Genomic DNA, 22,774 nt, shown 5'->3' on the forward strand with positions numbered 1-22,774 from the left:
CAGCGATCAGTCTTCGACGTGATCCGTTTCATGCTTGCGGAGGGCGAGTGGCGCGCCGGCCAGGTCTTCTTCGTTGCAGAGCAACTTCAATTCGTAGTACGGCGCACCTTTGCGGTCGTCGTAGTCCAAGTGGACTGCGATGACATCTACGGGCTCGCCCAACCAGGACTGTGCTTCGCGCAGCCAGCGGGCGGACCGTTCCAATGCGGTCGGCAGATCGTCGTCGCGGAACTCGACCGGCCGGTAAGGCACTCCGTGGACCTGGTCCCGCGGGTGGGCGGGCTTCGGAAGATCAACGGAGACGCCGGAGTCGTCGAGTTCGAGTTCGATCGTTTCCTCACTCACCGTGAAAGGGTAACGCGTAGCCGGTGACCTGGTCGAATGTCGGTATGGTAAGCGGTTGTCCCGCGTCAGAGCAGGTTTCGGCGAGCAGCGGGCGCGGTCGTGGGCCGCGGCGCCGGTTGGCTCGGATCCGGGGTGTTCGCTTCGGGGGGACGCCCTGAACTCGACACGACAGTTGAGGGAAGGCGGGCCGTCATCCAGGGCGTCCCGTTCGCCGCGCGGGTGCGCGTCCCGGCGACCTTGATCACCTTACCGGGTGATCTTCGATCAAGATCAACAGGGGCGGTTTCGGCTCTGCTGGGGGAAAATCCACGCGCGTGCCCTCGCCTGGGCGGAGATCGCACGGGCGGCCCGATGGTCGAGCGCAAGATCGGAATTCCGGCGTCCGGACGTCAGGGAGCCCATCCCGCCGCGACCGCGGCGCCCGGTCCCCGGCACGCGGACAGGCCCGCCGAATCGGGTTGGCCGGACAGGCGGAGCGGCTCGGCGGCCTGCGTCCAGGGCGGTCCCGTGTTGATCGTCGTGATGGCGCGCACAGCACCTTCGGCGCCTTCGTTTCCGTGCGCGTAACACGCGAACGGGCGACCCACGGTCGAGTCGAGGCGCGGGTAGTAGACGGTGTCGAAGAAGTGCCCAGCGACGAGCGCTGTCCCAGGGGGCCTTTCCCCGCCCGTTCGGGCTCGGTGGGCATGGCGATCCAGCAGTTGTACGGGTTTTCAGGTAGCCGGGGCGGCCTACCTCGTCGATTCGATTGGAATCTCATGCGCACTGGATACGTGTGGCGTGTTGATGGCCTGGCGTGACACGGGCACGTCGGCTGGCGTGTTCAGCTCACCGCGACGGCGACCACGAGTCCCAGGGCGAAGTGCCCGGCCCCGACGATCAGGCTGACCGGGGAGAACCGGTCGGCCTGGAGCACGCGTCCGATGTCTATGCCAATGATCCGCTCGAGCAGTCGGACCGCGAGTACCTGCACGGCGATTCCCGCCAGGCCGAAGATCATCGACGTGAGTAGTCCTTCGAGCAGGCGGTTAGAGGTGGAGTAGATCGCCACCACGACGATCAGCGCCATGCTCACCAGGCCCATCGCGGTCACCACGACCGCGTTGGGTGCTCCTTCCCGCACCATGTGGCCCAACCGGCCGGGTGTGGTCACGTCTATGGCGTAGAAGCCGATGATCATCAGCGCCAGGCCGACGAGCGCGTAGAGCAGGATCGCACCGACACCGCGGCCGATGGCTTCGAAGAAGCCGGGCGCGAGCGTCAACTCGTCCTGCTCGGTGAGCGCCGTGATCATGTGCTGCCCCATTTCGCGGAGAACGTCCTACATCCGGCGGATCATGGTGGGGTCGGCCGAAGCGTCGCCGTGCTCACCGCTGCCCGCGGACCGCCTCCAGCGTGAGCTACGACCTGCTCCCGCGCCGCACGAACGCGCATGGTCTGCGCTGGAGCGCCGTTACCGCCAACCGAGCGGTCGCGACTTCTTCGGTTCCCGTGGGCGGTCAAGGGACCACCACCTCGTCCACACCGGTCAGGCGGCGTTGGCGCTTGCGCACAGCTTTCGGTTCGAACGAGTTCCCGGCCCCTGGGCGCCACGGCAGGCCAGCAGGAACCACATCCGCACCAACGAGGTGCCATCGGGTAGCCAACGTTTCGCAGCCGGCGGAATTGGTTTGGCTGGTCGGCGGCGAAAAGCCAGCGTTCCCATCCGCGCCGCGCTCGCGACGAACAGCGCGGCCTGCAGCGCTGCCGGGAGCACCGGCGGCAGAAACATCGCCACGATGCCGATGCCCATCGGACATGGGCGGCGCGTCGAGGCATTAGGGCTCTGGTCGAGACCGGCGCTGCGGGTCAGCGTTGGCGTGACGAGTAGGGGAGTAGTCATGCCACTGGAGAAGAAGAGCCTGGACAAGCCGGACGGCACTCGCGAGTTCCCGAACGGGCAGATGGTCGTGGTGGAGTTGCCCGACGTGACGGTGGGGCGCGCCGTGATGCGGCCGGGCTGGAAGTGGTCCAGCGACGTGAAGCCGATCGTCGAGACCGACAGCTGCCAGCAGGCCCACACGATGTACGTGATGCAGGGGCGGCTGCACATCGCGATGGACGACGGCACGGAAAGCGAGGTCGGCGCCGGTGAGGCCGTGGTCGTTTCGCCAGGCCACGATGCCTGGGTGGTGGGCGACGAGGACTTCATCGCCCTCGACTGGTCCGGCGCCGCGACCTACGCCAAGCCCGCGCAGTGACGAACCCACCGACTGGGCCGGGACGACGAAGACGATCAAGGGGCTGTTCAACGATCTCGAACGCGGGCACCGCCTTCACCTGGAACGACATCGCGGTGCTGGCGGGCACGACTCGTCTTCCGGCGTGGATCAAGGGCGTGCTGGCTCCTGAAACGCAGAGGCCCTGCGAACGTGACCATTGCACCTGGTCAACAAGGGTGACCGGCGAGTCTTCGTCGCGTCTCGTTAGGCTTATCGCCGGCACTATCCTTGTGATGCCGCAGGCGAAGGAGCACGACCGTGGGAACGTCCAGTTCTGCTGACGACATCAGCGACGAGGTCCGCGGTCGTATCGACGCCGGTGCCCGACACCTTCGCAATATTCATGACGCCCCGCACCCGGAGCAGAAGAAAAAAGCGACAGCCAGTTTGGCGGAAACCATGCTCTGGCTTCGAAAGAACTGTCGACGCCTCGACGGGGAAATGGATCTGCGCGGCAAGTCGAGGCAGTACAAGGAAGCGATTGGCCGTATCCGCGCGGAAGCTGGTGAGCCCGGTTCGCCATTAGGCGTTCCGGCGGGCGTGAAGTACAAGGTCAGTGAACTTCTTTTTCAAGATCCCGAGATCGGCGAAGAAACTCGTAGCGCGTACGGATTCGGTTCCGCGCCTTCGCATATCGCCGCCCGGCAGAAGTACGATAATCGCCGATCGCGTGATCGTGCGTTTCGGCGCTCAAGTTTGGTCGATAACCTCGCCGGACTGATTTGCGACGTCGAACAGCTCGAACTCTCGAAACTGATCGATGCAGACGAATCGGAACGCGAGAAAGTGGTCGAACAGCTGATCCGGTTGGAAACCTCGGTCCGCGAGCGGCGTGACGAGATCGGCGAGATCGTCTAGCGCTGAGCCGCGACAACCACTCGCTTCCCTATTGGAGGAAGCGGGTTTTTTCGTCGCACGACACTGGTCCATGCGAGTGAACACGTGCTTCGACGTGCCCACTGCCCGCGGCGTAGCACCCGTGCTGCACCTTCGCCCCGAAGGATGGCGGCTCGCCCCCGTTCGCGTGGACGAAGAAGTGTTGAGGAACTCCCGTGCACGAGTCCGCGCAGTCGACCGGATCGCAGCGACGGAAAGCGAAGCACTGAAATTGGTCACCAGCCACGTCGGATCTTCATCCCTGACGGGGCGTCCGAGGGCGCTCCATCTATGGCATGAGCCCGGCTGCGACTGTTGCGCCGAGTTCCCAGCACGCCTGCAAGTCGTCCTTGCTTGGCTGCGCGGTCACGGAGACGTTCGGCGTTGCCTTCTGCCAGCCGAGTCCGGTGGTGATCGACTCGATGCCCCGGACCGCGCCGGTCGTGTCGTCGTTGCCGTGTACGTACAGGCCGTAGGGGCGTCCTCGCGTCGAGTCCAAGCACGGGTAGTAGGCAAGATCGAAAAAAACCTTGAGCGCTCCACTCATCATGCCGAGGTTGGCCGGCGTACCAAGCACGTAGCCGTCGGCGTCGAGAGCGTCGGAAGGGGTTGCCTCCAAGGCTGCGCGTCGCACGACTTCGATGTCTTCGACCTCGTCGGTGGTGGCGCCCGCGACGACGGCTTCGAACATGGCTTGCAGGTTCGGCGACGGGGTGTGGTGAACGATCAGCAACCTGGGCACTAGCTGACCTTCTCGCGGGCGGTCTGCGGTTGGCAAGTCGTCGCCCTGCCGCGCCCCACAGCTGGCTCATCCGAAACGGGCGTATCGTTTCCGCAGGTCGACGTGAATGCTGTTTCATCGCCTTGTCACCGCTGATGTACCCGAGGTTCGCCGGAGTGCCCAGCAGGTGACCGTCCGCGTGCAGCACGTCCGAGGCGGTCGCCGCCGGCGCGGCCTTGCGGACCACCTCGACGTCCTCGTTCTCGTCGGTCGTCGCTCCCGTCACGACCTGCTCGAACATGGCCTGCGTCCCCGGCGGCGGCGTGTGGCCGACGATCAGCAATCGGGGTGGCGAGGGCGAAGGGGGCGTGCGTCCCGGCTCAGACGTCCGGGCGGACGAGGACCGAGACGGCGGCGTGCAGCAGCGCGAGGCGTTCGTCCGCGCGCTGCTCGGCGGCTGCCAGGTCGGGCTCGGCGGCCTCCACCACCTGGAAGTAGCACTTGAGCTTCGGTTCGGTGCCCGAAGGCCGGACCACCAGGCGCAGCCCGCCGGGACCGGTGATCAGCAGCGCGTCGGTCTCCGGCAGCTGGTCCCGGACCGACACCTCGGTCCCGATCAGCGCGCTCGGCGGGTCGGCGCGCAACCGCCGCATCGTCTCCGCGATCACCCCGAGGTCGGTGACGCGCACCGACACCTGCCCGGTGCGGTGCACGCCGTGCTCAGTGGAGAGCTCGTCGAGCAGGTCGGGCAGCCCGCGTCCCCGCTCCTTGAGCGTCGCCGCCAGGTCGCAGGCCAGGACCGCCGCCGAGATGCCGTCCTTGTCCCGCACCCGCTCCGGGTCGACGCAGTGCCCCAGCGCCTCCTCGTAGGCGTAGACCAGCCCCGTGCCGCTGCCGTCGCCGGAGCGGACCAGCCACTTGAAGCCGGTGAGCGTCTCGTCGAAGCGGACGGCGTGGCGGTCCGCGATCGAACGCAGCATGGTCGCCGAGACGATCGTGGTCGCGACCAGCGGATCCGGGACGACGGAGCGGTCCAGCGTCGACAGGACGTGCTCGCCCAGCAGCACGCCGGTCTCGTCGCCGCGCAGCATCCGCCAGCCGTCCCGGTCCCGGATGCCGAGCGCGCAGCGGTCCGCATCCGGGTCCAGCGCGATCGCGAGGTCGGCCGAGGTCTCCGCCGCCAGCGCGAGCAGCAGGTCGGTCGCTCCCGGCTCCTCCGGGTTCGGGAAGCCGACGGTGGGGAAGTCCGGGTCCGGTGCGGACTGCTCGGCCACCCAGTGCACGTCGGTGAAGCCCGCGGCGTCCAGCGCGCGTTGCAGCGGGCCCGCGCCGACCCCGTGCAGCGCGGTCGCGGCCACCCGCAGCGTTCGCGCGTCACCGCGCGGCAGCGCCGCCACCGGAGCCAGGTAGTCCGCGAGCGCCCGCTCGTGCACCGACCACGTCCGCTCCCGGGGGACTGCGGACGCGGCGGGGCTGCGCGCGATGCGCTGCTCGATCTCGGTGTCGGCGGGACCGATCAGCTGGGCGCCGCCCGCCAGGTAAAGCTTGTAGCCGTTGTCCTGCGGCGGATTGTGCGAGGCGGTGATCTGCACCCCGGCGACGGCGTCGAGCGCGCGGGCCGCGTGCGCGAGGACCGGGGTGGGCAGCGGCTCGGGCAGCACCCGGACGTCGAACCCGGCCGCCGCGAACACCCCGGCGGTGTCCTCGGCGAACTCCCGCGAGCCGTGCCGCGCGTCCCGGCCCACCACGACGACCCCGCCCCGGTGGCCCTGGTCGAGCAGCCAGCGGGCGACGCCGGCGGTGGTGCGCACGACGACGGCCCGGTTCATGCCGTTCGCCCCGGCCCGGACGGTGCCGCGCAGCCCCGCCGTGCCGAAGGTCGGCAGCCCGGACATGCGCTGCGCGAGCTCGTCGGCCGCCGCGGACTCTCCGGCGGACGCGGCGTCGAGCAGCTCGGTGAGTTCGGCCCGTGCCGCCGGGTCGACGTCGTCGTCGATCCAGTTCCGGGCGGCGTCCACCAACCCCTGGTCGAGGTGCTGATCGGTGACCACGACGTCACATCCTTCAGTGAGTGTTCCGCGCCGGCGATCCGGTGAGCCCGCCGGCGTGCATCAACGGCGGCGCCGCGCCTCGCGGCGAAGCGCGGCTCGCCTGCACGACCCGACCACCGAGGGTTCCGCTACCGGGTCCCCGCGCGGGATGAGCCCAACGATGAGAAGAGGATCAAGACCGCTCGACCAGGGCGTGGAGCAGCTTGCCCATCCGGCCTGCTGCCGCACGCCCGGCGTCGAGCACTTCCTGGTGGTTCAACGGCTGACCCGACAGTCCGGCGGCCAGGTTCGTCACCAGCGACAGCCCGAACACCTCCGCGCCCGCGGCGCGCGCGGCGATCGCCTCCGCGACGGTCGACATGCCCACCAGGTCCACGCCGTTGCCGCGCAACATGCGGATCTCCGCCGGAGTCTCGAAGTGCGGGCCCGGCAGCCCGGCGTACACGCCTTCCTCCAGCGACTCGTCGATCTCGCGGGCGAGCCCGCGCAGCCGCGGCGAGTACAGGTCGGTGAGGTCCACGAAGTGCGGGCCGACCAGCGGCGACCGGGCGGTGAGGTTCACGTGGTCGCTGATCAGCACCGGCTGCCCCACGGACATGCCCTCGCGCAGCCCGCCCGCGGCGTTGGTGAGCACCACCGTCTGGCACCCGGCGGCGACCGCGGTGCGCACCCCGTGCACCACCGAGTCCATGCTCTTGCCCTCGTAGAGGTGGGTGCGGCCCAGGAACACCAGCACCTGCTTGCCCGCGACGGACACCGACCAGATCCGCCCGCTGTGCCCGCTCGCGCTCGGCGGTTCGAAACCGGGCAGGTCGGACATGGTCACTTCGGCGCCGGGGCTGCCGATCTCCTCGGCGGCGGGCCGCCAGCCGGAGCCCAGCACGACGGCCAGGTCGTGGTGGGCCGCTCCGGTGCTCTCGGCGAGCGCAGCGGCGGCGGCGCTGGCGGTGGCGAACGGGTCAGAGGTCGAAGAAGACGTCACGATCGACCAGCGTAGTCATCTCCCCGCCGCCGGGTGGGTAGCCGGAGGAACCTGGGATCGCCGTCTTTCCCGGACACCGCCGCGCGGCAGGAGCGCTCAGGCCCCGGTGAGGCGGAAGCTGTTGAGCGCGGTGGTGAACAGCTCGTCGTTGTCGGCGGGCCGATCACCGGGACTGGTCACGCGCAGCACCCACAGGTCACCGTTGCGCGGCATCACCTGCGAGCTGGTGATGCGCCCCTCCGCCGTCGAAGCCGGGCCGATCAGCCCGCCCTGGCGGCTGGTGTAGCGCAGGTGCCGGTCCGCCTCCCCGCTGGTGCTCTCGACGGCGCCGGCCGTTTGGTCCACTTCCAAGGAGTACTGGCCGTGCTGGCCCGCGGAACGCTGCTTGAGCGCGTCGACGTACTCCTGCGCGGTGTGGCCGTCGCTGTAGTAGTCCTGGAACCGCTCGACGGCGACCTCGGAGGCCCCGTCCGGCGACACCAGGTACACGATCATGCTCTCGGTGGGCTGGTTTCGGCTGCCGCGGAACGACGACCAGCCTTCCGGGGCGGTGACCTCGAAGGCGCCCCGGCCGTCCTCGGTGCGCTTGGCCTCGTCGACGTAGCGGGCCAGCCGCGGTGCGGTGGGGCCGACGGGAGCGGGGCGGTCGAGTTGCGGCAGCACGTCGCGCCCGGCGAGCACGCGGGTCGCCGCGAAACCGCCCGCGGCTGACCCGGCGAACAGCACGACGGCCGCCAGCACCAGCGCCACCGCCCCCCAGCGGAAGCGCTTGCGCGGCGCGGGCGGTGGATCGGTCAGCATGAACGGCAACGGCCCCGGATCTGCGGCCAGCTGTGCGGGCTCCTCCTCGGCCTGCGCTTCGGTGCTGCTCTGCGCGGTGCTCGCGGGCTTGCGCACCCGCACCGTCGGGGCGTCCGGGTCCAGCAGCATCTCGAACGGGCGGGAACCGGACGGCGGCAGCAGGCCCTGCACTTGCCTGCGCACCTCCTGCGCCGGCATCCGCTGCGCCGGATCCTTGATCATCAGGCTCGCGATGATCTCCGCGATCGGACCGGCCCGGTGAGCGGCAGGCACCGGGCCGCGCACCACGGAGGTGATCGTCGCCAGCGGGTCGTCGTCGGTGCCGTAGGGAGCCGCGCCCTCGGACGCGGCGAACAGGGTCGCGCCCAGGCCCCACAGGTCCGCGGCGTCGGTGACGGCTTCCCCGGATGCGATCTCGGGCGCGATGAACGCGGGAGTGCCCAGCATGATCCCGGTGCTGGTGATCGTGTGCTCGGAGACGTTGCGCGAGATGCCGAAGTCGCTGAGCTTGATGCGGCCGTCGTCGCCGATGAGCACGTTGCCGGGCTTCACGTCCCGGTGCACGATCCCGGCCCGGTGCGCGGCGTCGAGCGCGGCGGCGACGCCGTCGGCGACCAGCGCGAGCTGCGGATCGTCGAGCGCGCCGTGCTCGCCGAGCACCGCCGCGAGGCTCTGCGAGGGCACCAGCTCCATCACGACGAACGGCTCGCCCTCGTGACGGGCCACGTCGTAGAGCGTCACCACGTTCGGATGGGTGACCAGCGCGATGGCCCGCGCCTCGCGCAGGGCGCGTTCGCGGAGCTCGGCGGCCTCGCCCTCGGGCATGCCCTTGGGCAGCAGGACCTCCTTCACAGCGACCGGCCTGCGCAGCAGTTCATCGGTGCCGGCCCACACGATGCCCATGGCGCCGCCGCCGATGCGCTGTTCCAGCCGGTAGCGGTCGGCGATCAGCCGATCCGCGCCTGCGGAGGTCTCTTCCTCAGTCGTGGGCACGCGCTCATTCTCCATCCAGCGCCGTCGTGCTCGGTCGAAACCCGGTCCTTCGCCGACCATCAGCGGGTATCACTCAGCGTGATCGGATGGGCCCGTTGAGCAGGATAGCGGTGTTACCGGTAGTGAAGTTTCCCACGCGGGCGGTTCCGTCCCGTGGCCACCGCAGGTGTCCAAGATTATTTCGTCGCAACGAAAAACCCCTCCGGACGGGCTCTGTCCCCGGACGGACGCCGCAGCTCGGGATTATGGCCGGACGGGGCGATTCGGATAAGTTGGGCGCGGCCGGGACCACCGCCAGCGGGAGCAAACCGTTCGGCGACCCCGTCACGCACCACTCGGCGTCCGTCTTCGGTCGGCGAGAGTGTCCTGGAGGCCCCACCGGCTCGTCGGTGGGGTCGCGCGATGGTGGGCGCAGCGTGAGTGACGAACAATTCCACGGGGTCGCCTGGTCCACGGTCGTTGATCACCGGCTCGCCGAGGAGGTGCCCTTGTCCGCGTTCGTCCTCGTCCATCTGCTGGTGGCTCTGGCTTTGCCGGCGGTAGCCCGGCGCAACACGCGAGCGGCTTTCGCGATCGCCGCCGTGCCACCCGCGGCGGCGCTGACCTGGGTGCTGGCGCGCTCGGGTTCGGTGCTCAGCGGGGACGCCATCGTGGAGCAGATCCCGTGGGCGCCGCTGCTCGGCCTGGAGTTCACCTTCCGGCTCGACACCCTCGCGCTGCTGATGACGCTGCTCGTCGCGGGCATCGGCGTGCTGGTGCTGGTCTACTCGATCGGCTACTTCCAGCCGGGTAGCGGTGACGCCCGGCGTTCCGCCCCGCTGCTGCTCGCGTTCGCGGGCGCCATGTTCGGGCTGGTGCTCGCCGACGACCTGCTGACCGCCTACGTGTTCTGGGAACTGACCACGATCTGCTCGTTCCTGCTGGTCGGGCAGGCGGGCATCAGCCGCGAGTCGCGGCGCTCGGCGCTGCAGGCCCTGATGATCACCACCATGGGCGGGCTGGTGATGCTGCTGGGCTTCGTGGTCCTGGGCGAATCCGCCGGGACCTACCGGATCTCGGAGATCATCGACAAGCCGCCGGGCGGCACACCGCTCGCGGTCGCGGCGACGCTGATCCTCGTCGGCGCGCTCACCAAGTCCGCGCAGATGCCGTTCCACAACTGGCTGCCCGCGGCGATGGTCGCGCCCACCCCGATCAGCGCCTACCTGCACGCGGCCTCGATGGTCAAAGCGGGCGTCTTCCTGGTCGCCCGGCTCGGCCCCGTGTTCGTCGGGGTGCCGCAGTGGTGGGTGCCGACCCTGGTGTTCGGCCTGTTCACGATGGTCCTCGGCGGGTGGCGCGCGCTGCACGAGACGGACCTCAAGAAGCTGCTCGCCTACGGCACCGTCAGCCAGCTCGGCTTCCTGATGGTGCTCGTCGGGCAGGGCACCTACGCGGCGGCGCTGGCCGGAGCGGCGATGCTGCTGGCGCACGGCATGTTCAAGGCCACCCTGTTCCTGGTGATCGGCGCCGTCGACCACCAGGCGGGCACCCGCGACGTGCGGGAACTGTCGGGGCTGGGCCGCCGGATGCCCGCGTTGGCGATCATCGCGCTGCTCGCCGCCGCCTCCATGGCAGGCCTGCCGCCGATGCTGGGCTTCCTCGGCAAGGAGGCCGCGTTCGGCGCGTTCCTCGGCACCGGGGGAGGCGGGCTGCTCGTCGATCTCGTCCTGGTGCTCGGCTCGGTGTTCACCGTCGCCTACAGCGCCCGGATGCTGTGGGGCGCGTTCGGCGACAAGCCGGGAGTGCACCCGACCGCGGCGAAGCCGCCGAACGCCCTGCTGCTGGTGCCCGCCGCGGTGCCCGCGTTCGCGGGTGTCGTGCTCGGCGTCGGCTACCCGCTGACCGATGAGCTCGCCGGTTCCTACGCGGCGGTGTTCGGCGCCGGCTCCGGCGCGCCCCACTTGGAGTTGTGGCACGGCTTCGAGCTGCCGCTGCTGTTCTCCGTGATCGCCGTGGCCGCCGGGTTGTGGGCGCACGCGGCGCGCGCCCGGCTCACCGCGGTGCGCAACCGGCTGCCGAAGCTGCTCGACGCGCAACGCGGCTACGAGCGGATGATGGCGCTGCTGGAGCGCACGGCGGTCGGCGTCACCGGGCGCACGCAGGTCGGTTCGCTGCCGACGTACCTGGCGATCATCCTGCTCACCGTGCTCGCGGTGCCCGGCTCGGTGCTGATCTACCACGCGCACATCCCCGATGACATGCGGCTTTACCACAACCTGCTGCAGGTGCCGCTGGCCGTTCTGGTGATCATCGCGGCGATCGCGGCGGTGCGGGCCAAGCGGCGGCTGACGGCCGTGGTCGTCGTCGGCGTGATCGGCTACGGCATCGGCGGGCTGTTCATCGTCGACGGCGGACCGGACGTCGCCTTGGCGCAGTTCCTGGTCGAGACGCTCACGATGGTCGCGTTCGTGTTCGTGCTGCGGCGGTTGCCCGCGCGGTTCACCAAGGGCGACACGGCGCGCTCGCTGCGCTGGCCGAAGCTGGCCCTGTCGGTGGCGGGCGGCGTGGTCATCGCGCTCGCGGCGGTGCTGTTCAGCGCCGCCCGGCAACGGCCACCGGACGTCAGCGCCGACTTCATCGCGCAGTCCGAGCAGGGCGCGGGCGCCACGAACGTCGTGAACGCGATCCTGGTCGACTTCCGCGCGTTCGACACCGTCGGGGAGATCTCCGTGCTCGCCGTCGCCGCCACCGGTGTCGCCAGCCTCGTGCTGGCCTCCCGGTTCGACCGCAGGCGCCGCAGCACCCGCCGCGGTGCCTCGGCGGCGCCCGCCGAGCGGCCGAACGCGGTGCTCAGCGGGAACGGCCACAGCCACGAGGAGGTGCAGGAATGACCGATCCCAGGATCACCGCTCCCCAGAACGGCCAGGCCAACCGCGGGCCGTGGACGGGGTGGGACGCGCCCCGGGAGCGCTGGCTGCTGTCCGGCTTCCCCCGGGACGGCCGGGAACGCGCCATGCTGCTCGAACTCGCGGCCCGCATCGTGTTCCCCACGGTGCTGGTGCTGTCGATCTACCTGCTGTTCGCCGGGCACGACCGCGCGGGCGGCGGGTTCAGCGGCGGCCTCGTCGCCGGGCAGGCGTTCGCGCTGCGCTACCTCGCGGGCGGCCGGATGGACGACAGCGCGATCATCTCGCTGCGGCCACCGGTGCTGATCGGGCTCGGCCTCACCATCGCCACCCTCACCGGGTTCGTCCCGCTGATGTTCGGCAACGAGCTGTTGGAGAGCGCCATCTACAAGATCGGCGTCCCGCTGCTGGGGCAGATCAAGTTCGTCAGCAGCATCGTGCTCGACATCGGCGTGTACCTGCTGATCATCGGAGTGGTGCTGGACCTGCTGCGCACCCTCGGATCGGGAGTCGAAGCCGACGCGGCGGCGGCGGAGAGGGGACAGGCATGACCGACGACCTCACCGTCAACTTCACGATGGCCGTGGTGCTCGCCGCGCTCTACTCCGCCGGGTTCTACCTGATCATGCAGCGCTCGCTGATGCGCATCCTGATCGGAACCGTGATCGTCGGGCACGGCGCCAACCTGCTGCTGCAGCTCGCCGGTGGGCCGCCGGGACGGGCACCGATCCTCGGTGACGCGGCACCGGAGCAGATGACCGACCCCTTGCCCCAGGCCATGGCGCTGACCGCGATCGTCATCACCTTCGCGCTCACCACGTTCCTGCTCGCACTCGCCTACCGCTCGTGGGTGCTGCTCGGCCACGACGAAGTCCGCGACGACGTCGAGGACCGCCGGATCCGGCGGCTGGAGCGCAGGCTCGCCGAGTCCGAGGACGAGGCCCAAGAAGAGGAACTCGAACGGGAGGCCACTCAGTGACCGTCCTCGTGGCCCTGCCCGTCCTGCTTCCGCTGGCGGCTGCGGGGATGTCGCTCGCGCTGGGCCGGTTCGCCGACTTCCAGCGGATCATCGGGCTCGTCGTGCTCGCCGCGATCATCGTCGATGCCGGTGTCCTGCTCTACGCCACCGACCGCACCGGCCCCGTCGTGCTGCAGGTCGGGGGCTGGGCGGCGCCGGCGGGCATCACGCTGATCGCCGACCGGCTCTCCGCGCTGCTGCTCGTGGTCTCGGCGGTGGTGACCTTCGCGGTGCTGATCTACTCGATCGGCCAGCGGCTCACCGACTACGGCCGGGAGCGCGCCAGCACGACGTTCCACCCGATGTACCTGGTGCTGTGCGCGGGGGTGTCGCTGGCCTACCTCGCGGGCGACCTGTTCAACCTGTTCGTCGCGTTCGAGATCATGCTGTCCTCCTCGTACGTGCTGATCACGCGGCGCACCACGGCCAGCCGGGTGCGCGCGGGCATGACCTACGTGATCGTCAGCCTCACCTCGTCGCTGCTGTTCATCACCATGATCGCGCTGGTGTACGCGGCGACCGCGACGGTGAACCTGGCCGACCTCGGCGACAAGGTCGCGCTGCTGCCCGAAGGTCTCCAGGTGGCGCTGGGCCTGCTGATGGTCATCGTGTTCGGCGTGAAGGCGGCGATGGTGCCGCTGCACTTCTGGCTGCCCGACAGCTATCCGACCGCGCCCGCGCCGGTCACCGCCGTGTTCGCCGGGCTGCTCACCAAGGTCGGCATCTACGCGCTGATCCGCACCCAGACCCTCGTGTTCAGCCACGAACAACCGTGGACGCTGATGCTGGTGATCGCGCTGATCACCATGCTGGTCGGGGCGCTGGGCGCGCTCGCGCAGAACGACCTCAACCGGATGCTGTCGTTTCTGCTGGTCAGCCACATCGGCTACATGTTGTTCGGGCTCGGCGTCTACGACATCATCGGGCTCACCGGCGTGATCCTCTACGTGGTGCACCACATCACCGTGCAGGCGACGCTGTTCCTGGTCAGCGGTCTGATCACCCGGCACACCGGCACGGTGGCGCTGAGCCGGATGGGCGGGCTGGCGAAGGCCGCACCGATGATCGCCGTGCTGTTCGCGCTGCCCGCGCTGAGCCTCGCCGGGGTGCCCCCGTTCTCCGGGTTCGTGGCGAAGCTGGCGCTGCTCCAGGCCGGTGCGGGCGCCGGGAGCTGGGCGGCGTACGCGGTGACCGGGGGAGTGGTGTTCACCAGCTTGCTCACCCTGTACGCGATGGCGCGGGTGTGGACGCGGGCGTTCTGGGGCCAGGTCCGCGCGCCGGAACCGGACCCGGACCCCGACGACGAGCTGGTCGTCGGTACCGGGAACTCGACCCGCCCGATGGTCGCCGCCACCGGGGTGCTGGTCACCGCGAGCGTCGTGATCGCCCTGTTCGCCGGGCCGCTGGCCGGAGTCAGCGAGCGGGCCGCGGACGACCTGATGCACGGCGAGACCTACCGCGAAGCGGTGCTGGGAGGTGCGCGATGACGCGATTCGCCCGCCGCACGCTGCGCCGCCTGCCGCTGGTGCTGTGGCTGACCGCGGTGTGGATCATGCTGTGGGGCACGCTGGACCTGGGCACCCTCGTGTTCGGCCTGCTGGTGGCCCTGCTCGTGACGACCATGTTCCCGCTGCCCTCGGTCACCACCCACATGGTGGCGCGCCCGCTGCCGCTGCTGCGGTTGGTCTGCTACCTCGCCGTCGACCTGGTCATCTCCACGCTGCGCGTGTCGTGGCAGGCGATCCGGTACGGGCCGCGCACCACCGCGGGCATCGTGCAGGTGACCCTGCTGACCGACTCCGACCACCTGACGGCGATGGTCGCCAACGCCGTGTCGCTGGCGCCCGGCAAGTTCGTCATGCAGATCGACCGCGGGCACCGCATCTGCTACGTCTACGCACTCGGGATGCAGGCCGGGGGAGAGGAAGCGGTGCGGCGGGAAGTGCTGGGCCTGGAGCGCCGCATCGTCCGGGCCGTCGGTTCCGCGCGCGAGCTCGAGATCGTCGGACGCGTCGCGCGGGACGCGGGCATCAAGGAGGCCTCCTGATGGATGTGGTGTTCGTCGTGACCTTCGCGCTGCTGTGCGTGGCGGGGTTGCTGACGCTGATCAGGCTGATCCTGGGCGCGTCGACGCTGGACCGCATCGTGGCGCTGGACGTGCTGCTGACGCTGATCGTCGCCGGGACCTGTGTGAGCATGGGTTGGTTGCGCGACGGTTCCAACATCGCACTGCTCGCGGCGTTCGCGCTGCTGACGTTCATCGGTTCGATCAGCGCGGCCCGCCTCGTCGAGAAGAAGGAGCCGTACCGGTGAACTGGCTCGATGTGGTCTCCGCCTGCTGCCTGATCTTGGGCGCGCTGTCCTGCCTGTTCGGGGCGATCGGGTTGCTGAGCTTCCCGGACGTCACCGCGCGGCTGCAGGCCGCGACGAAACCGCAGACGCTCGGGCTGATCCTGATCCTCATCGGCACGGCCCTGCGGCTGGACTTCCACTACTCGCTGGCGCTGGTGCTGGTGGCGTTGTTCCAGATGCTCACCGCGCCGGTGCTGGCGCAGCTGGTGGGGCGCGCGGCGTACCGGACCGACAGCATCCGCAGGGAGAACCTGGTCGTCGACGACCTGGGTGAGCGCATCGGCCGCGAGCAAGATCGGCGGTGACCGCCGCACCGGGTGCGGTCGCCGGTACCGTTCCTGGGCAGAGCGCCCGAGGAGATCGGCGGCTGTGTCGTGGCTCACTTTCGATTACTCGGAGGGTGCGACGCGCGTCCTCCCTCGTGGCAGGGCGGACCCAGTGAACGAGGAGCGACCATGCGTGCCCGACTGATCGCCGGATCGATGATCGCGGGGCTGTGCCTCGCGGGATGCGGCGCCGCACCCGAGTCCGCGCCCGCCCAGCAGCCGCCCGCGGTGGTGACCCTGCCGAAGGCCCTCGAGCCCCCGCCGCCCACCGCCGACGCGGCCCCCAGCGGCCCCGCCGAGCCGTCGGCGACCGGCGAGACGCCCGCCACCGCGTCGGTGACCACCGGCGACCGGCCGTCCACGACGCCCACGTCCGACACCGGCGAGTCGACCGCTCCGCCCGACACCGGCGACACCGACTGCGGCGAGATCACCAACCGCGCGGGCGTCACGTACCGGCTGTTCGCGGAGAACGACTCGGGGAAGACCTTGGGCTGCGCCGAGGCCGAGCGCGTGATGACCAAGTACCTCTCGCTGCCGGCGGACGAGTACCAGGGCAGCGGCCGGTTCGCGAACTTCGAGGGCTACGGCTGCGCGTCCACGCCCCAGGAGCGGGAGAAGGCGCTGTGTGCGAAGCAGGGGATCTCGACGTACATCACGGCCTGACCGGAGGCGTTGCGACGATCCGGGCAACCTGCCCTGGACGCGAGCGTCCCCCGGCCGCGATGTGATCAAATGACCTGGTGCGGCGGCCCGTCGCCGCGTAGCGCTGCGTGGAAAGGTGTGGAGTGCTGATGGCACGCATGGGGCGACTGCTCGCGGTCCTGACGCTCGGCGGGGTCCTCCTGCTCTCGCCCGCGGCCGGTGGCACCGCCGTCGCCGCGACCGAGCAGGTGCCGGTCGCCGCGACCGCGCTGGTCGCGCAGGAGCCCACGGCCCCGCCTGGGCCGGACCTCAACGGCGACCAGCAGAGCGCGATGGACGACAAGCAGCGGCTCGCGGTCGGCATCGGTGGCTTCGTGCTCATCGCGGCGGTGCTGTTGTCCCGGAAGGCCCGCAAGCGCCCGATCCTCAGCTTCAAGTGGAAAAAGTAGGGCAACCCCTCACTTAGCGGTCCGTGAAAAAGGGCAACGGGGTCGGTTTTCGGCATTCTTTTCGAAGATTTCCCGCTATGGACTAGACCTGGCGGGCTAACCTGTGGGATTTTCACAACTGCACGGGATGTGCGAGCCGGGTTCGGCGCACTCCGCACTCCCGGCGGGACGGTGCACTACTTGGGGTCGTGACCCCTCGCAGACGTGGGCCGGCACCGGGAAGCCCCCCGACCGGTGCCGGCCCACACCCTCTTTCAGCCCGTCTTCGGCGCTTTCGGCGTGACCTGTTCGGGTGCCGCGCCAGGCCTGTGGCGGCGGTGTCCCAGTGGCGGAAAGCGTTCCGCCGCTTGGGTAATCGCCCGCGAGGAGCCGCGTCGGCCGGTCGACCGCGCGGCTCGCGGAATCGTGCGCGCGCAGTCGTGGCCTTCGGCGAGTTCCGCTTTCCACGCGCATCCCGGTCCCGCATTGCGTTTCGCATCGGAGTTCTGCTTCCGGTGCGGCGCACTCGGATGCGTTGCGCGGAGTTCGGAAAGCTCGCGAAGAAGTTGAATCTGGAACTTCTACTCCGCGGCTGATCACACGGTGCCGCTGAGCGCAATCCGCCGACCGGCTGGCGGACCGTCGTGGAGACTGCGGCTTCAGCGCTCCGGAATCGTGCAGGATGGTCGCCACATGAACCAGGACCCATCCGCGCGAGAGGCCGCACCGCGCTCCGAAACCCGCGCCACCTGCCGGGAGGCCGTCCGGCGCCACGAGCACGCGCTCGTCGAGCTCGCGCGCAGCCTGCACGCGGAACCCGAGACGGCCTTCGCCGAGCACCGCAGCGCCGCCAAGGTGAGCGCGCTGCTGGCCGAGCACGGCTTCACCGTCCGGGCGCCCCTCGCCGGGCTGGACACCGCCTTCTCCGCGGAACGCGGCCACGGCGATCTCGTGATCGGCATCTGCGCCGAGTACGACGCGCTGCCCGAGATCGGCCACGCCTGCGGGCACAACGTGATCGCCGCGGCGGCCGTCGGCGCCGCGCTGGCGCTGGCGGAGGTCGCCGACGAACTCGGCATCACCGTCCGCGTCCTCGGCACCCCGGCCGAGGAACTCGGCGGCGGCAAGGTGCTGATGCTGGAACGCGGCGCGTTCGACGGCCTGGCGATGGCGATGATGGTGCATCCCGGTCCGGAGGAGGTCTGCGCGCCCAGATCGCTGGCCATCAACGACCTCGAAGTGCGCTACGCGGGCAGAGCGGCGCACGCGGCGGCGGCTCCGGAGCTCGGCGTGAACGCCGCCGACGCGCTGACCGTCACCCAGGTCGCGATCGGATTGCTGCGCCAGCACCTCGAATCCGGCCAGATGGTGCACGGTATCGTGACCGCAGGCGGCGCCGCGCCGAACGTCGTTCCCGCTCACACTGCGGCGATGTACAACCTGCGCGCCGCCGAGTCGCTTTCCTTGGAGCGCCTGGAGAACCGCATCCGGGCCTGCTTCGAGGCGGGTGCGACGGCGACCGGCTGCTCCCACGAGGTCGTGCAGGTCTCCCCGGTGTACGCCGAACTGTCCTGCGACGACGAGCTCTCCGAGGCGTACCGCGCGGCGATCACCGAACTCGGCCGGCGGCCGGTTCCTCGCGCCGAGCAGGCCGCACGGGTCATCGGCAGCACCGACATGGGCAACGTGACGCAGGTGCTGCCCGCGATCCACCCGATGATCGCGCTGGACTGCGGCGACGCCGTGACCCACCAGGCCGAGTTCGCCGCCGCGTGCGCGTCGCCGTCGGCCGATCGCGCCGTGCTCGACGCGGCGGTGGCGATGGCGTGGACGGCCGTCGCGGCGGCGACCGAACCCGGCCTGAGATCGCGGCTCGCGGCCTCGGCAGAAGACCGCCCGGTGCGAACCGGGAAGCACAACGCCGCCGGGCCCGGGGCTGCTCCGAGCTCGGCGCGACGGCGACACACGTCGGGAGGCGTGGCGTGACGGTAGTGGATTCTCGCGGCCCCGAGCCGCGCAAGACATCGAACAACGGCGGCCTGGAAGACGCGGACGCGTGGCGGGAGGCCGAGCTGGGCGCCAGGCCGCCCGGCGAGCCGATCGGCGGCAGCGGCGACACCATGTCCGGCGTGGGGTCCGATGGTCACGGCGCGCTGGAAGACCTGGGTGCCGGACGGGGCCCGGCCTGGCTCGACGCGTGGCTCACCGCGAACGCGGGGCACGTCCTGTCGTGGCGCAGGCACATCCACGCCCACCCGGAGCTCTCCCGCGCCGAGCACGGCACGACCGCGTTCCTGGCCGAGCGGCTCACCGCGGCCGGGTTGAGCCCGCGCGTGCTGCCGGGCGGCACCGGGCTGCTCTGCGACCTGGGCCCGGAGAACGCGCAGCCGCGGCGCACCATCGCGTTGCGCGCCGACATCGACGCGCTGCCGCTGACCGAGGCGACCGGGCTGCCGTTCTCCTCGACCGCGGACGGCGTGGCGCACGCCTGCGGCCACGACGCGCACACGACGATCCTGCTGGGCACGGCCCTGGCGCTGGCGACGGGGCCGGAGCTGCCCGGCCGGATCCGGTTGATCTTCCAGCACGCCGAGGAGGTCATGCCGGGCGGCGCGCTCGACGTGCTCGCCGCCGGTGGGCTCGACGGCGTGGAGCAGATCTTCGGGCTGCACTGCGATCCGCGGCTGCCGGTCGGCCGGGTCGGGGTGAAGGCCGGCGCCATCACCTCCGCCAGCGATCTGCTGGAACTGCGGCTGAACTCGCCCGGCGGGCACACCTCGCGACCGCACCTGACCGCGGACCTGGTGCACGCGCTGGGCACCGTGATCACCGGGCTTCCGACGTTGCTGTCCCGCCGCGTCGATCCCCGCACCGGAACGGTGCTGACCTGGGGCGCGGTGCACGCGGGCGAGGCGCCGAACGCGATCCCGCAGACCGGTGTGCTCACCGGCACGCTGCGCACCGGCGATCGGGGGACGTGGGCGGAGCTGGAGCCGCTGACCCGCGAACTGGTGTCGGGGTTGCTGGCGCCGCTGGGCGTGGGCTTCGACCTGCAGCACCGGCGCGGTGTGCCGCCCGTGGTCAACGACGCGGCGAGCACCGAGCTGATGTCCGCGGCGATCCAGGCCGCGTTGGGCGAGCACGCGGTCACCGGCACTCCGCAGTCCTCGGGTGGCGAGGACTTCGGCTGGTACCTGGAGCACGTGCCGGGTTCGTTCGTGCGGCTCGGCGTGCGTTCCGGGCAGGCGCGGGCGCGTGACCTGCACCAGCCGACGTTCGACCTGGACGAGCGGGCGTTGCTGGTCGGGATCCGGGTGATGGTCGGGACGGCGCTGGCGGCGCTGACCAGGTGACGCGTCGGGCGAGACGTCTCGCCTGGTCTTGACGTCTCCGGGCGGGGCCTCGGCGGCCTTCGCGTTGCGGGACCGCCCCCGAGGGGCGGTCTTCGCCCGGAGGCGGCCGGGAGTTCCGGCCGCGGCGTTCACTCGAACGAGATGTATCAGTTCCGGGGTTCGCGCCCTCTTGTAGGTATGACCGCGAACCTGCTGCTTCCCACGGCTCCTCCCGAGGTCCCCGCCGAGCGGCGCGAGCCGGCTCCATCCGGCCGCGCCGAGCGGATCGCCGCCGCGCCGCGTCCGAAGCCCGAGGTCCCGGGCGGAACGCTGCACGGCGCGCTTCGCCGGTCCAGCGCGGAACGCGCGTTCGGCGCGGACGGATTACGAGCGGCGCTGGACGACGGCCGGTGGATCGAGCCGTGGTCCGGTGTGGTGCTGCCGTCCGAACGAGCCGGAGACCCGCTGGTACGAGCGGAGGCCGCTCTGCTGCGCGCCGGACCGCACGCGGTGCTCAGCGGTCCGACCGCCGTCGCGATGCACGGCTGCACCGAGGCGGTCGCCGACCGGACGGTGCACGTCGCGGTGCCCTACGACCGCCAGATCCGCCCGGTGGCGGACCTGGCGATCAAGCAGACCTGGATCCGCGAAGCCGACGTGATCGAACTCGACGGACTCCGGGTGTACGCGCTGGACGTGGCCCTGGCGGAGATGCTCTGCACGGGTGAGCGCCGGACCGCGCTGGCCTGCTTGGAACAGGCGTTGGAGGCGCTGGGCTCGGCCGCGGTCCGGTTCCACGCGGTCGTGACCGAGCAGGTGGCCCGGCGCCGTGATCGGCGAGGTACCCGGCGCGCCGCCGAACTGCTGGAGCTGGCCCGCCTCGGCCCGTCCGGAGCGGTTCCCGTCGTCGCCCGCATCGAGGCGGCCCTGCCCACCGGAGGTGGATTGTGAACAGGCTCCGGAACATCACACGAACGGCTGTGATGACCGCATTCGAATGCGTTATGTTCAGCGAGGAGCCCGGCATTCCGGCCCGAGCCGACGTCGGCGTCCGCCGCTTCGGCGTGCGGATTCAGCGGGTCCGCGGGACGAGGAGGACGCGAAGTGTCACGGCAGAGCGAGAAGTCCCCCGGCGAGTTCCCGGCTCCGGAGCCGGCCGCCGCGCCCGCGCACTCCGGGCCGGGATCGGCGGTGGCGCCCGCGGCGCCCGGCGAGCGGATCGAACTGGTCCTGCTGGACGTGGGCGGGCCGATCTACGACGACTCCTGGTACCGGGAAGCCCTGCTGCGGGCGACCTGCGAACTGGTCGCGGAGAACGGCGGAGTGCTGCTCGAAGCGGACTTCCAGCGGGTCTACGACGCGCGGCGGCAGTCGCAGGAAGGCTCGTTGCGCACCGCGATGGCCGAGCGCTTCCTGCGCGAGGGGGACCGGCAGCGGTTGTCCGACCGCGCCGAGAGCTACTGGTTCTACCCGCCCTCCGCGCTGCAGCCCGATGTGCTGCCCGCGCTGCGGGAGCTCTCCGAGCGCTACAAGATCGCCGTGGTGGCCAATCAGCGAGCCTTGGTGGTGGACGCGTTGCGCCGCGACGGCGTGGCCTCGTTCATCGACTACTGGGCCATCTCGGAGCTGGTGGGCGCGTCCAAGCCGGATCCGGCGATCTTCCAGCACGCGCTGGACCGGGCGGGGGTGTCACCGGCGCGCGCGGTGCACGTCGGCAACCGGCTGGACTCCGACGTCCGCGGCGCGCAGCGGCTGGGGATCCGCACGGTCTGGGTGGTCCGCGGGGAGGCGCCGCCCGATCCGACGCGGGAGCAGCTCGACGAGCCCGACATCGCGGTGTTCTCGCTGGCCGACGTGCCGGCCGCGGTGGAACGGCTGCAACGGGCCAGGTAGTTCGCGCGGACGCCGGATCAGGCCTCGGCGATCTCCACGGCCACGCCGCGACCGCGCAAGCCTTCGACCACCGGAGGCGGTGTGTCGACGTCCACGATGACCAGGTCGAAATCGGTCAGCGGCGCCAGCTCGTGCACGGCCCGGCGCTCGAACTTGGAGTGGTCGGCCAGCAGGATGCGGGTGGCCGCGGTGCGCATCAAGGCCCGCTTCACCTGCACCGTCTCCTGCGACCGGTGCAGGCAGTGCCCGTCGGCCACGGCGGTCGTCGACAGCAGCAGCACGTCCGAGCGCAAGGTGCCCGCCATGTCGGCGGCGTGCAGGCCGAGGAACGCGTCGAAGCCGGGGTGGTAGTCGCCGCCCAGGCCGATCACGTGCAGCCCGTTCTCCCCGCTGAGCAGGTTGATCACCGGCAGGAAGTTGGTGACGACGGTCAGCGGAGCCGCCGGGGCGAGCAGTTCGGCGACCGCCAGCCCGCTGGTGCTGTCGTCGATCGCGACCACCTGGCCGGAGGTGATGTGGCGCAGCGCGTGGCGCGCGATCCGGGCCTTCGCGTCCGCGGCGTCGGAGCGCCGCGCGCCCACCGACCTCGCCAGCAGCGAACCCGGCGTGGAAGTGGCTCCGCCGCGGATCTTGCGCAACCAGCCCTGGCGTTCCAGCAGGTCCAGATCGCGGTGGATGGTCATACCGCTGACGCCGTGCTCCTCGACGAGCCGTTCGATGCGCACGTGGCCGTGGGCGAGCACGTCCTGCCGGATCTGCTCGCGCCGCTGCTGCTGGGACACCGTCCCGTCGACCTGGGCCACACCCACCTCACCCACGACGTGTGCCGTCGGTGTGATTATCACACGCGGGATGTGGCGCC

General features: G+C 70.7%; 23 protein-coding genes and 1 pseudogene. 15 read left to right on the forward strand and 9 right to left on the reverse strand.

Going from position 1 to position 22,774, the window contains the following annotated elements:
- Positions 1–6: 6 nt before the first annotated feature.
- From OOZ19_RS25225 to OOZ19_RS25235, 3 genes are all read right to left on the reverse strand, one after another.
- The gene (locus OOZ19_RS25225) at positions 7–345 is read right to left on the reverse strand and encodes a hypothetical protein (protein ID WP_184482521.1); all 339 of its coding nucleotides are present in this window, start codon (positions 343–345) and stop codon (positions 7–9) included.
- Positions 346–1,168: 823 nt separating this feature from the next.
- The gene (locus OOZ19_RS25230) at positions 1,169–1,651 is read right to left on the reverse strand and encodes a DUF350 domain-containing protein (RefSeq protein WP_416309499.1); all 483 of its coding nucleotides are present in this window, start codon (positions 1,649–1,651) and stop codon (positions 1,169–1,171) included.
- Positions 1,652–1,873: 222 nt separating this feature from the next.
- On the reverse strand, positions 1,874–2,137 hold the full coding sequence (locus OOZ19_RS25235) for a hypothetical protein (RefSeq protein ID WP_266092638.1): 264 nt from the start codon (positions 2,135–2,137) through the stop codon (positions 1,874–1,876).
- Positions 2,138–2,225: 88 nt separating this feature from the next.
- Here OOZ19_RS25235 and OOZ19_RS25240 point away from each other — a divergent pair, with 88 nt between their 5' ends.
- Positions 2,226–2,585, forward strand: a complete 360-nt coding sequence (locus OOZ19_RS25240; protein WP_266092639.1) for a cupin domain-containing protein — start codon at positions 2,226–2,228, stop codon at positions 2,583–2,585.
- Between the two features lie 279 nt (positions 2,586–2,864).
- Positions 2,865–3,464 (forward strand): hypothetical protein, encoded by a 600-nt coding sequence (locus tag OOZ19_RS25245; RefSeq protein ID WP_266092640.1) that lies wholly within the window; start codon positions 2,865–2,867, stop codon positions 3,462–3,464.
- Positions 3,465–3,771: 307 nt separating this feature from the next.
- Here the strand turns inward: OOZ19_RS25245 and OOZ19_RS25250 are convergent, their stop codons facing one another.
- From OOZ19_RS25250 to OOZ19_RS25270, 5 genes and pseudogenes are all read right to left on the reverse strand, one after another.
- Positions 3,772–4,224, reverse strand: coding sequence for a flavodoxin family protein (locus tag OOZ19_RS25250; RefSeq protein WP_266092641.1), 453 nt, complete (start codon positions 4,222–4,224; stop codon positions 3,772–3,774).
- Positions 4,225–4,351: 127 nt separating this feature from the next.
- Positions 4,352–4,504, reverse strand: a pseudogene (locus OOZ19_RS25255) (flavodoxin family protein); the annotation flags it as partial.
- Between the two features lie 79 nt (positions 4,505–4,583).
- The gene (locus tag OOZ19_RS25260) at positions 4,584–6,254 is read right to left on the reverse strand and encodes a phospho-sugar mutase (RefSeq protein WP_266092642.1); all 1,671 of its coding nucleotides are present in this window, start codon (positions 6,252–6,254) and stop codon (positions 4,584–4,586) included.
- Positions 6,255–6,426: 172 nt separating this feature from the next.
- Positions 6,427–7,236: a purine-nucleoside phosphorylase gene (locus OOZ19_RS25265; RefSeq protein WP_266092643.1), complete on the reverse strand. Its 810-nt coding sequence runs from the start codon at positions 7,234–7,236 to the stop codon at positions 6,427–6,429.
- A 96-nt stretch (positions 7,237–7,332) separates the two neighbouring features.
- Positions 7,333–9,030, reverse strand: coding sequence for a serine/threonine-protein kinase (locus OOZ19_RS25270; RefSeq protein ID WP_266092644.1), 1,698 nt, complete (start codon positions 9,028–9,030; stop codon positions 7,333–7,335).
- 488 nt (positions 9,031–9,518) lie between these two features.
- On the opposite strand from OOZ19_RS25270, the gene mbhE reads away from it, so the two are divergent.
- From mbhE to OOZ19_RS25335, 13 genes are all read left to right on the forward strand, one after another.
- Positions 9,519–11,903 carry a hydrogen gas-evolving membrane-bound hydrogenase subunit E gene (gene mbhE, locus OOZ19_RS25275; RefSeq protein WP_416309502.1) on the forward strand — a complete coding sequence of 795 codons (2,385 nt, stop codon included), beginning with the start codon at positions 9,519–9,521 and terminating at the stop codon, positions 11,901–11,903.
- A complete protein-coding gene (locus OOZ19_RS25280; RefSeq protein WP_266092646.1) occupies positions 11,900–12,469 on the forward strand; it encodes an MnhB domain-containing protein in 570 nt (189 codons plus the stop codon). Before mbhE ends, OOZ19_RS25280 begins: the two co-directional genes overlap by 4 nt.
- Positions 12,466–12,897 (forward strand): Na(+)/H(+) antiporter subunit C, encoded by a 432-nt coding sequence (locus tag OOZ19_RS25285; protein ID WP_266092647.1) that lies wholly within the window; start codon positions 12,466–12,468, stop codon positions 12,895–12,897. The genes OOZ19_RS25280 and OOZ19_RS25285 overlap by 4 nt, the downstream gene beginning before the upstream one ends.
- Positions 12,894–14,423, forward strand: coding sequence for a Na+/H+ antiporter subunit D (locus OOZ19_RS25290; RefSeq protein WP_266092648.1), 1,530 nt, complete (start codon positions 12,894–12,896; stop codon positions 14,421–14,423). Before OOZ19_RS25285 ends, OOZ19_RS25290 begins: the two co-directional genes overlap by 4 nt.
- Positions 14,420–14,983: a Na+/H+ antiporter subunit E gene (locus OOZ19_RS25295; protein WP_266092649.1), complete on the forward strand. Its 564-nt coding sequence runs from the start codon at positions 14,420–14,422 to the stop codon at positions 14,981–14,983. The genes OOZ19_RS25290 and OOZ19_RS25295 overlap by 4 nt, the downstream gene beginning before the upstream one ends.
- The gene (locus OOZ19_RS25300; RefSeq protein WP_266092650.1) at positions 14,983–15,249 is read left to right on the forward strand and encodes an MrpF/PhaF family protein; all 267 of its coding nucleotides are present in this window, start codon (positions 14,983–14,985) and stop codon (positions 15,247–15,249) included. Before OOZ19_RS25295 ends, OOZ19_RS25300 begins: the two co-directional genes overlap by 1 nt.
- On the forward strand, positions 15,246–15,593 hold the full coding sequence (gene mnhG / locus OOZ19_RS25305; protein ID WP_266092651.1) for a monovalent cation/H(+) antiporter subunit G: 348 nt from the start codon (positions 15,246–15,248) through the stop codon (positions 15,591–15,593). Before OOZ19_RS25300 ends, mnhG begins: the two co-directional genes overlap by 4 nt.
- Positions 15,594–15,743: 150 nt before the next feature.
- A complete protein-coding gene (locus tag OOZ19_RS25310) occupies positions 15,744–16,280 on the forward strand; it encodes a hypothetical protein (protein WP_266092652.1) in 537 nt (178 codons plus the stop codon).
- Positions 16,281–16,408: 128 nt separating this feature from the next.
- Positions 16,409–16,708 (forward strand): hypothetical protein, encoded by a 300-nt coding sequence (locus tag OOZ19_RS25315; protein WP_266092653.1) that lies wholly within the window; start codon positions 16,409–16,411, stop codon positions 16,706–16,708.
- Between the two features lie 672 nt (positions 16,709–17,380).
- On the forward strand, positions 17,381–18,673 hold the full coding sequence (locus tag OOZ19_RS25320) for an amidohydrolase (protein WP_266092654.1): 1,293 nt from the start codon (positions 17,381–17,383) through the stop codon (positions 18,671–18,673).
- Entirely contained in the window at positions 18,670–20,040 is a 1,371-nt protein-coding gene (locus OOZ19_RS25325; protein WP_416309500.1) for a M20 family metallopeptidase, read from the forward strand. Before OOZ19_RS25320 ends, OOZ19_RS25325 begins: the two co-directional genes overlap by 4 nt.
- 177 nt (positions 20,041–20,217) lie before the next feature.
- On the forward strand, positions 20,218–20,970 hold the full coding sequence (locus OOZ19_RS25330) for a hypothetical protein (RefSeq protein ID WP_266092655.1): 753 nt from the start codon (positions 20,218–20,220) through the stop codon (positions 20,968–20,970).
- A 153-nt stretch (positions 20,971–21,123) separates the two neighbouring features.
- Complete coding sequence (locus OOZ19_RS25335; protein ID WP_266092656.1) at positions 21,124–21,912, forward strand: HAD family hydrolase; 789 nt, start codon at positions 21,124–21,126, stop codon at positions 21,910–21,912.
- 17 nt (positions 21,913–21,929) lie between these two features.
- On the opposite strand, the gene OOZ19_RS25340 is transcribed toward OOZ19_RS25335, so the two are convergent.
- Positions 21,930–22,730: a DeoR/GlpR family DNA-binding transcription regulator gene (locus OOZ19_RS25340; RefSeq protein ID WP_266092657.1), complete on the reverse strand. Its 801-nt coding sequence runs from the start codon at positions 22,728–22,730 to the stop codon at positions 21,930–21,932.
- Positions 22,731–22,774: the final 44 nt, after the last annotated feature.

It is taken from the genome of Saccharopolyspora sp. NFXS83 (assembly GCF_026241095.1).
Lineage (GTDB): Bacteria > Actinomycetota > Actinomycetes > Mycobacteriales > Pseudonocardiaceae > Saccharopolyspora_C.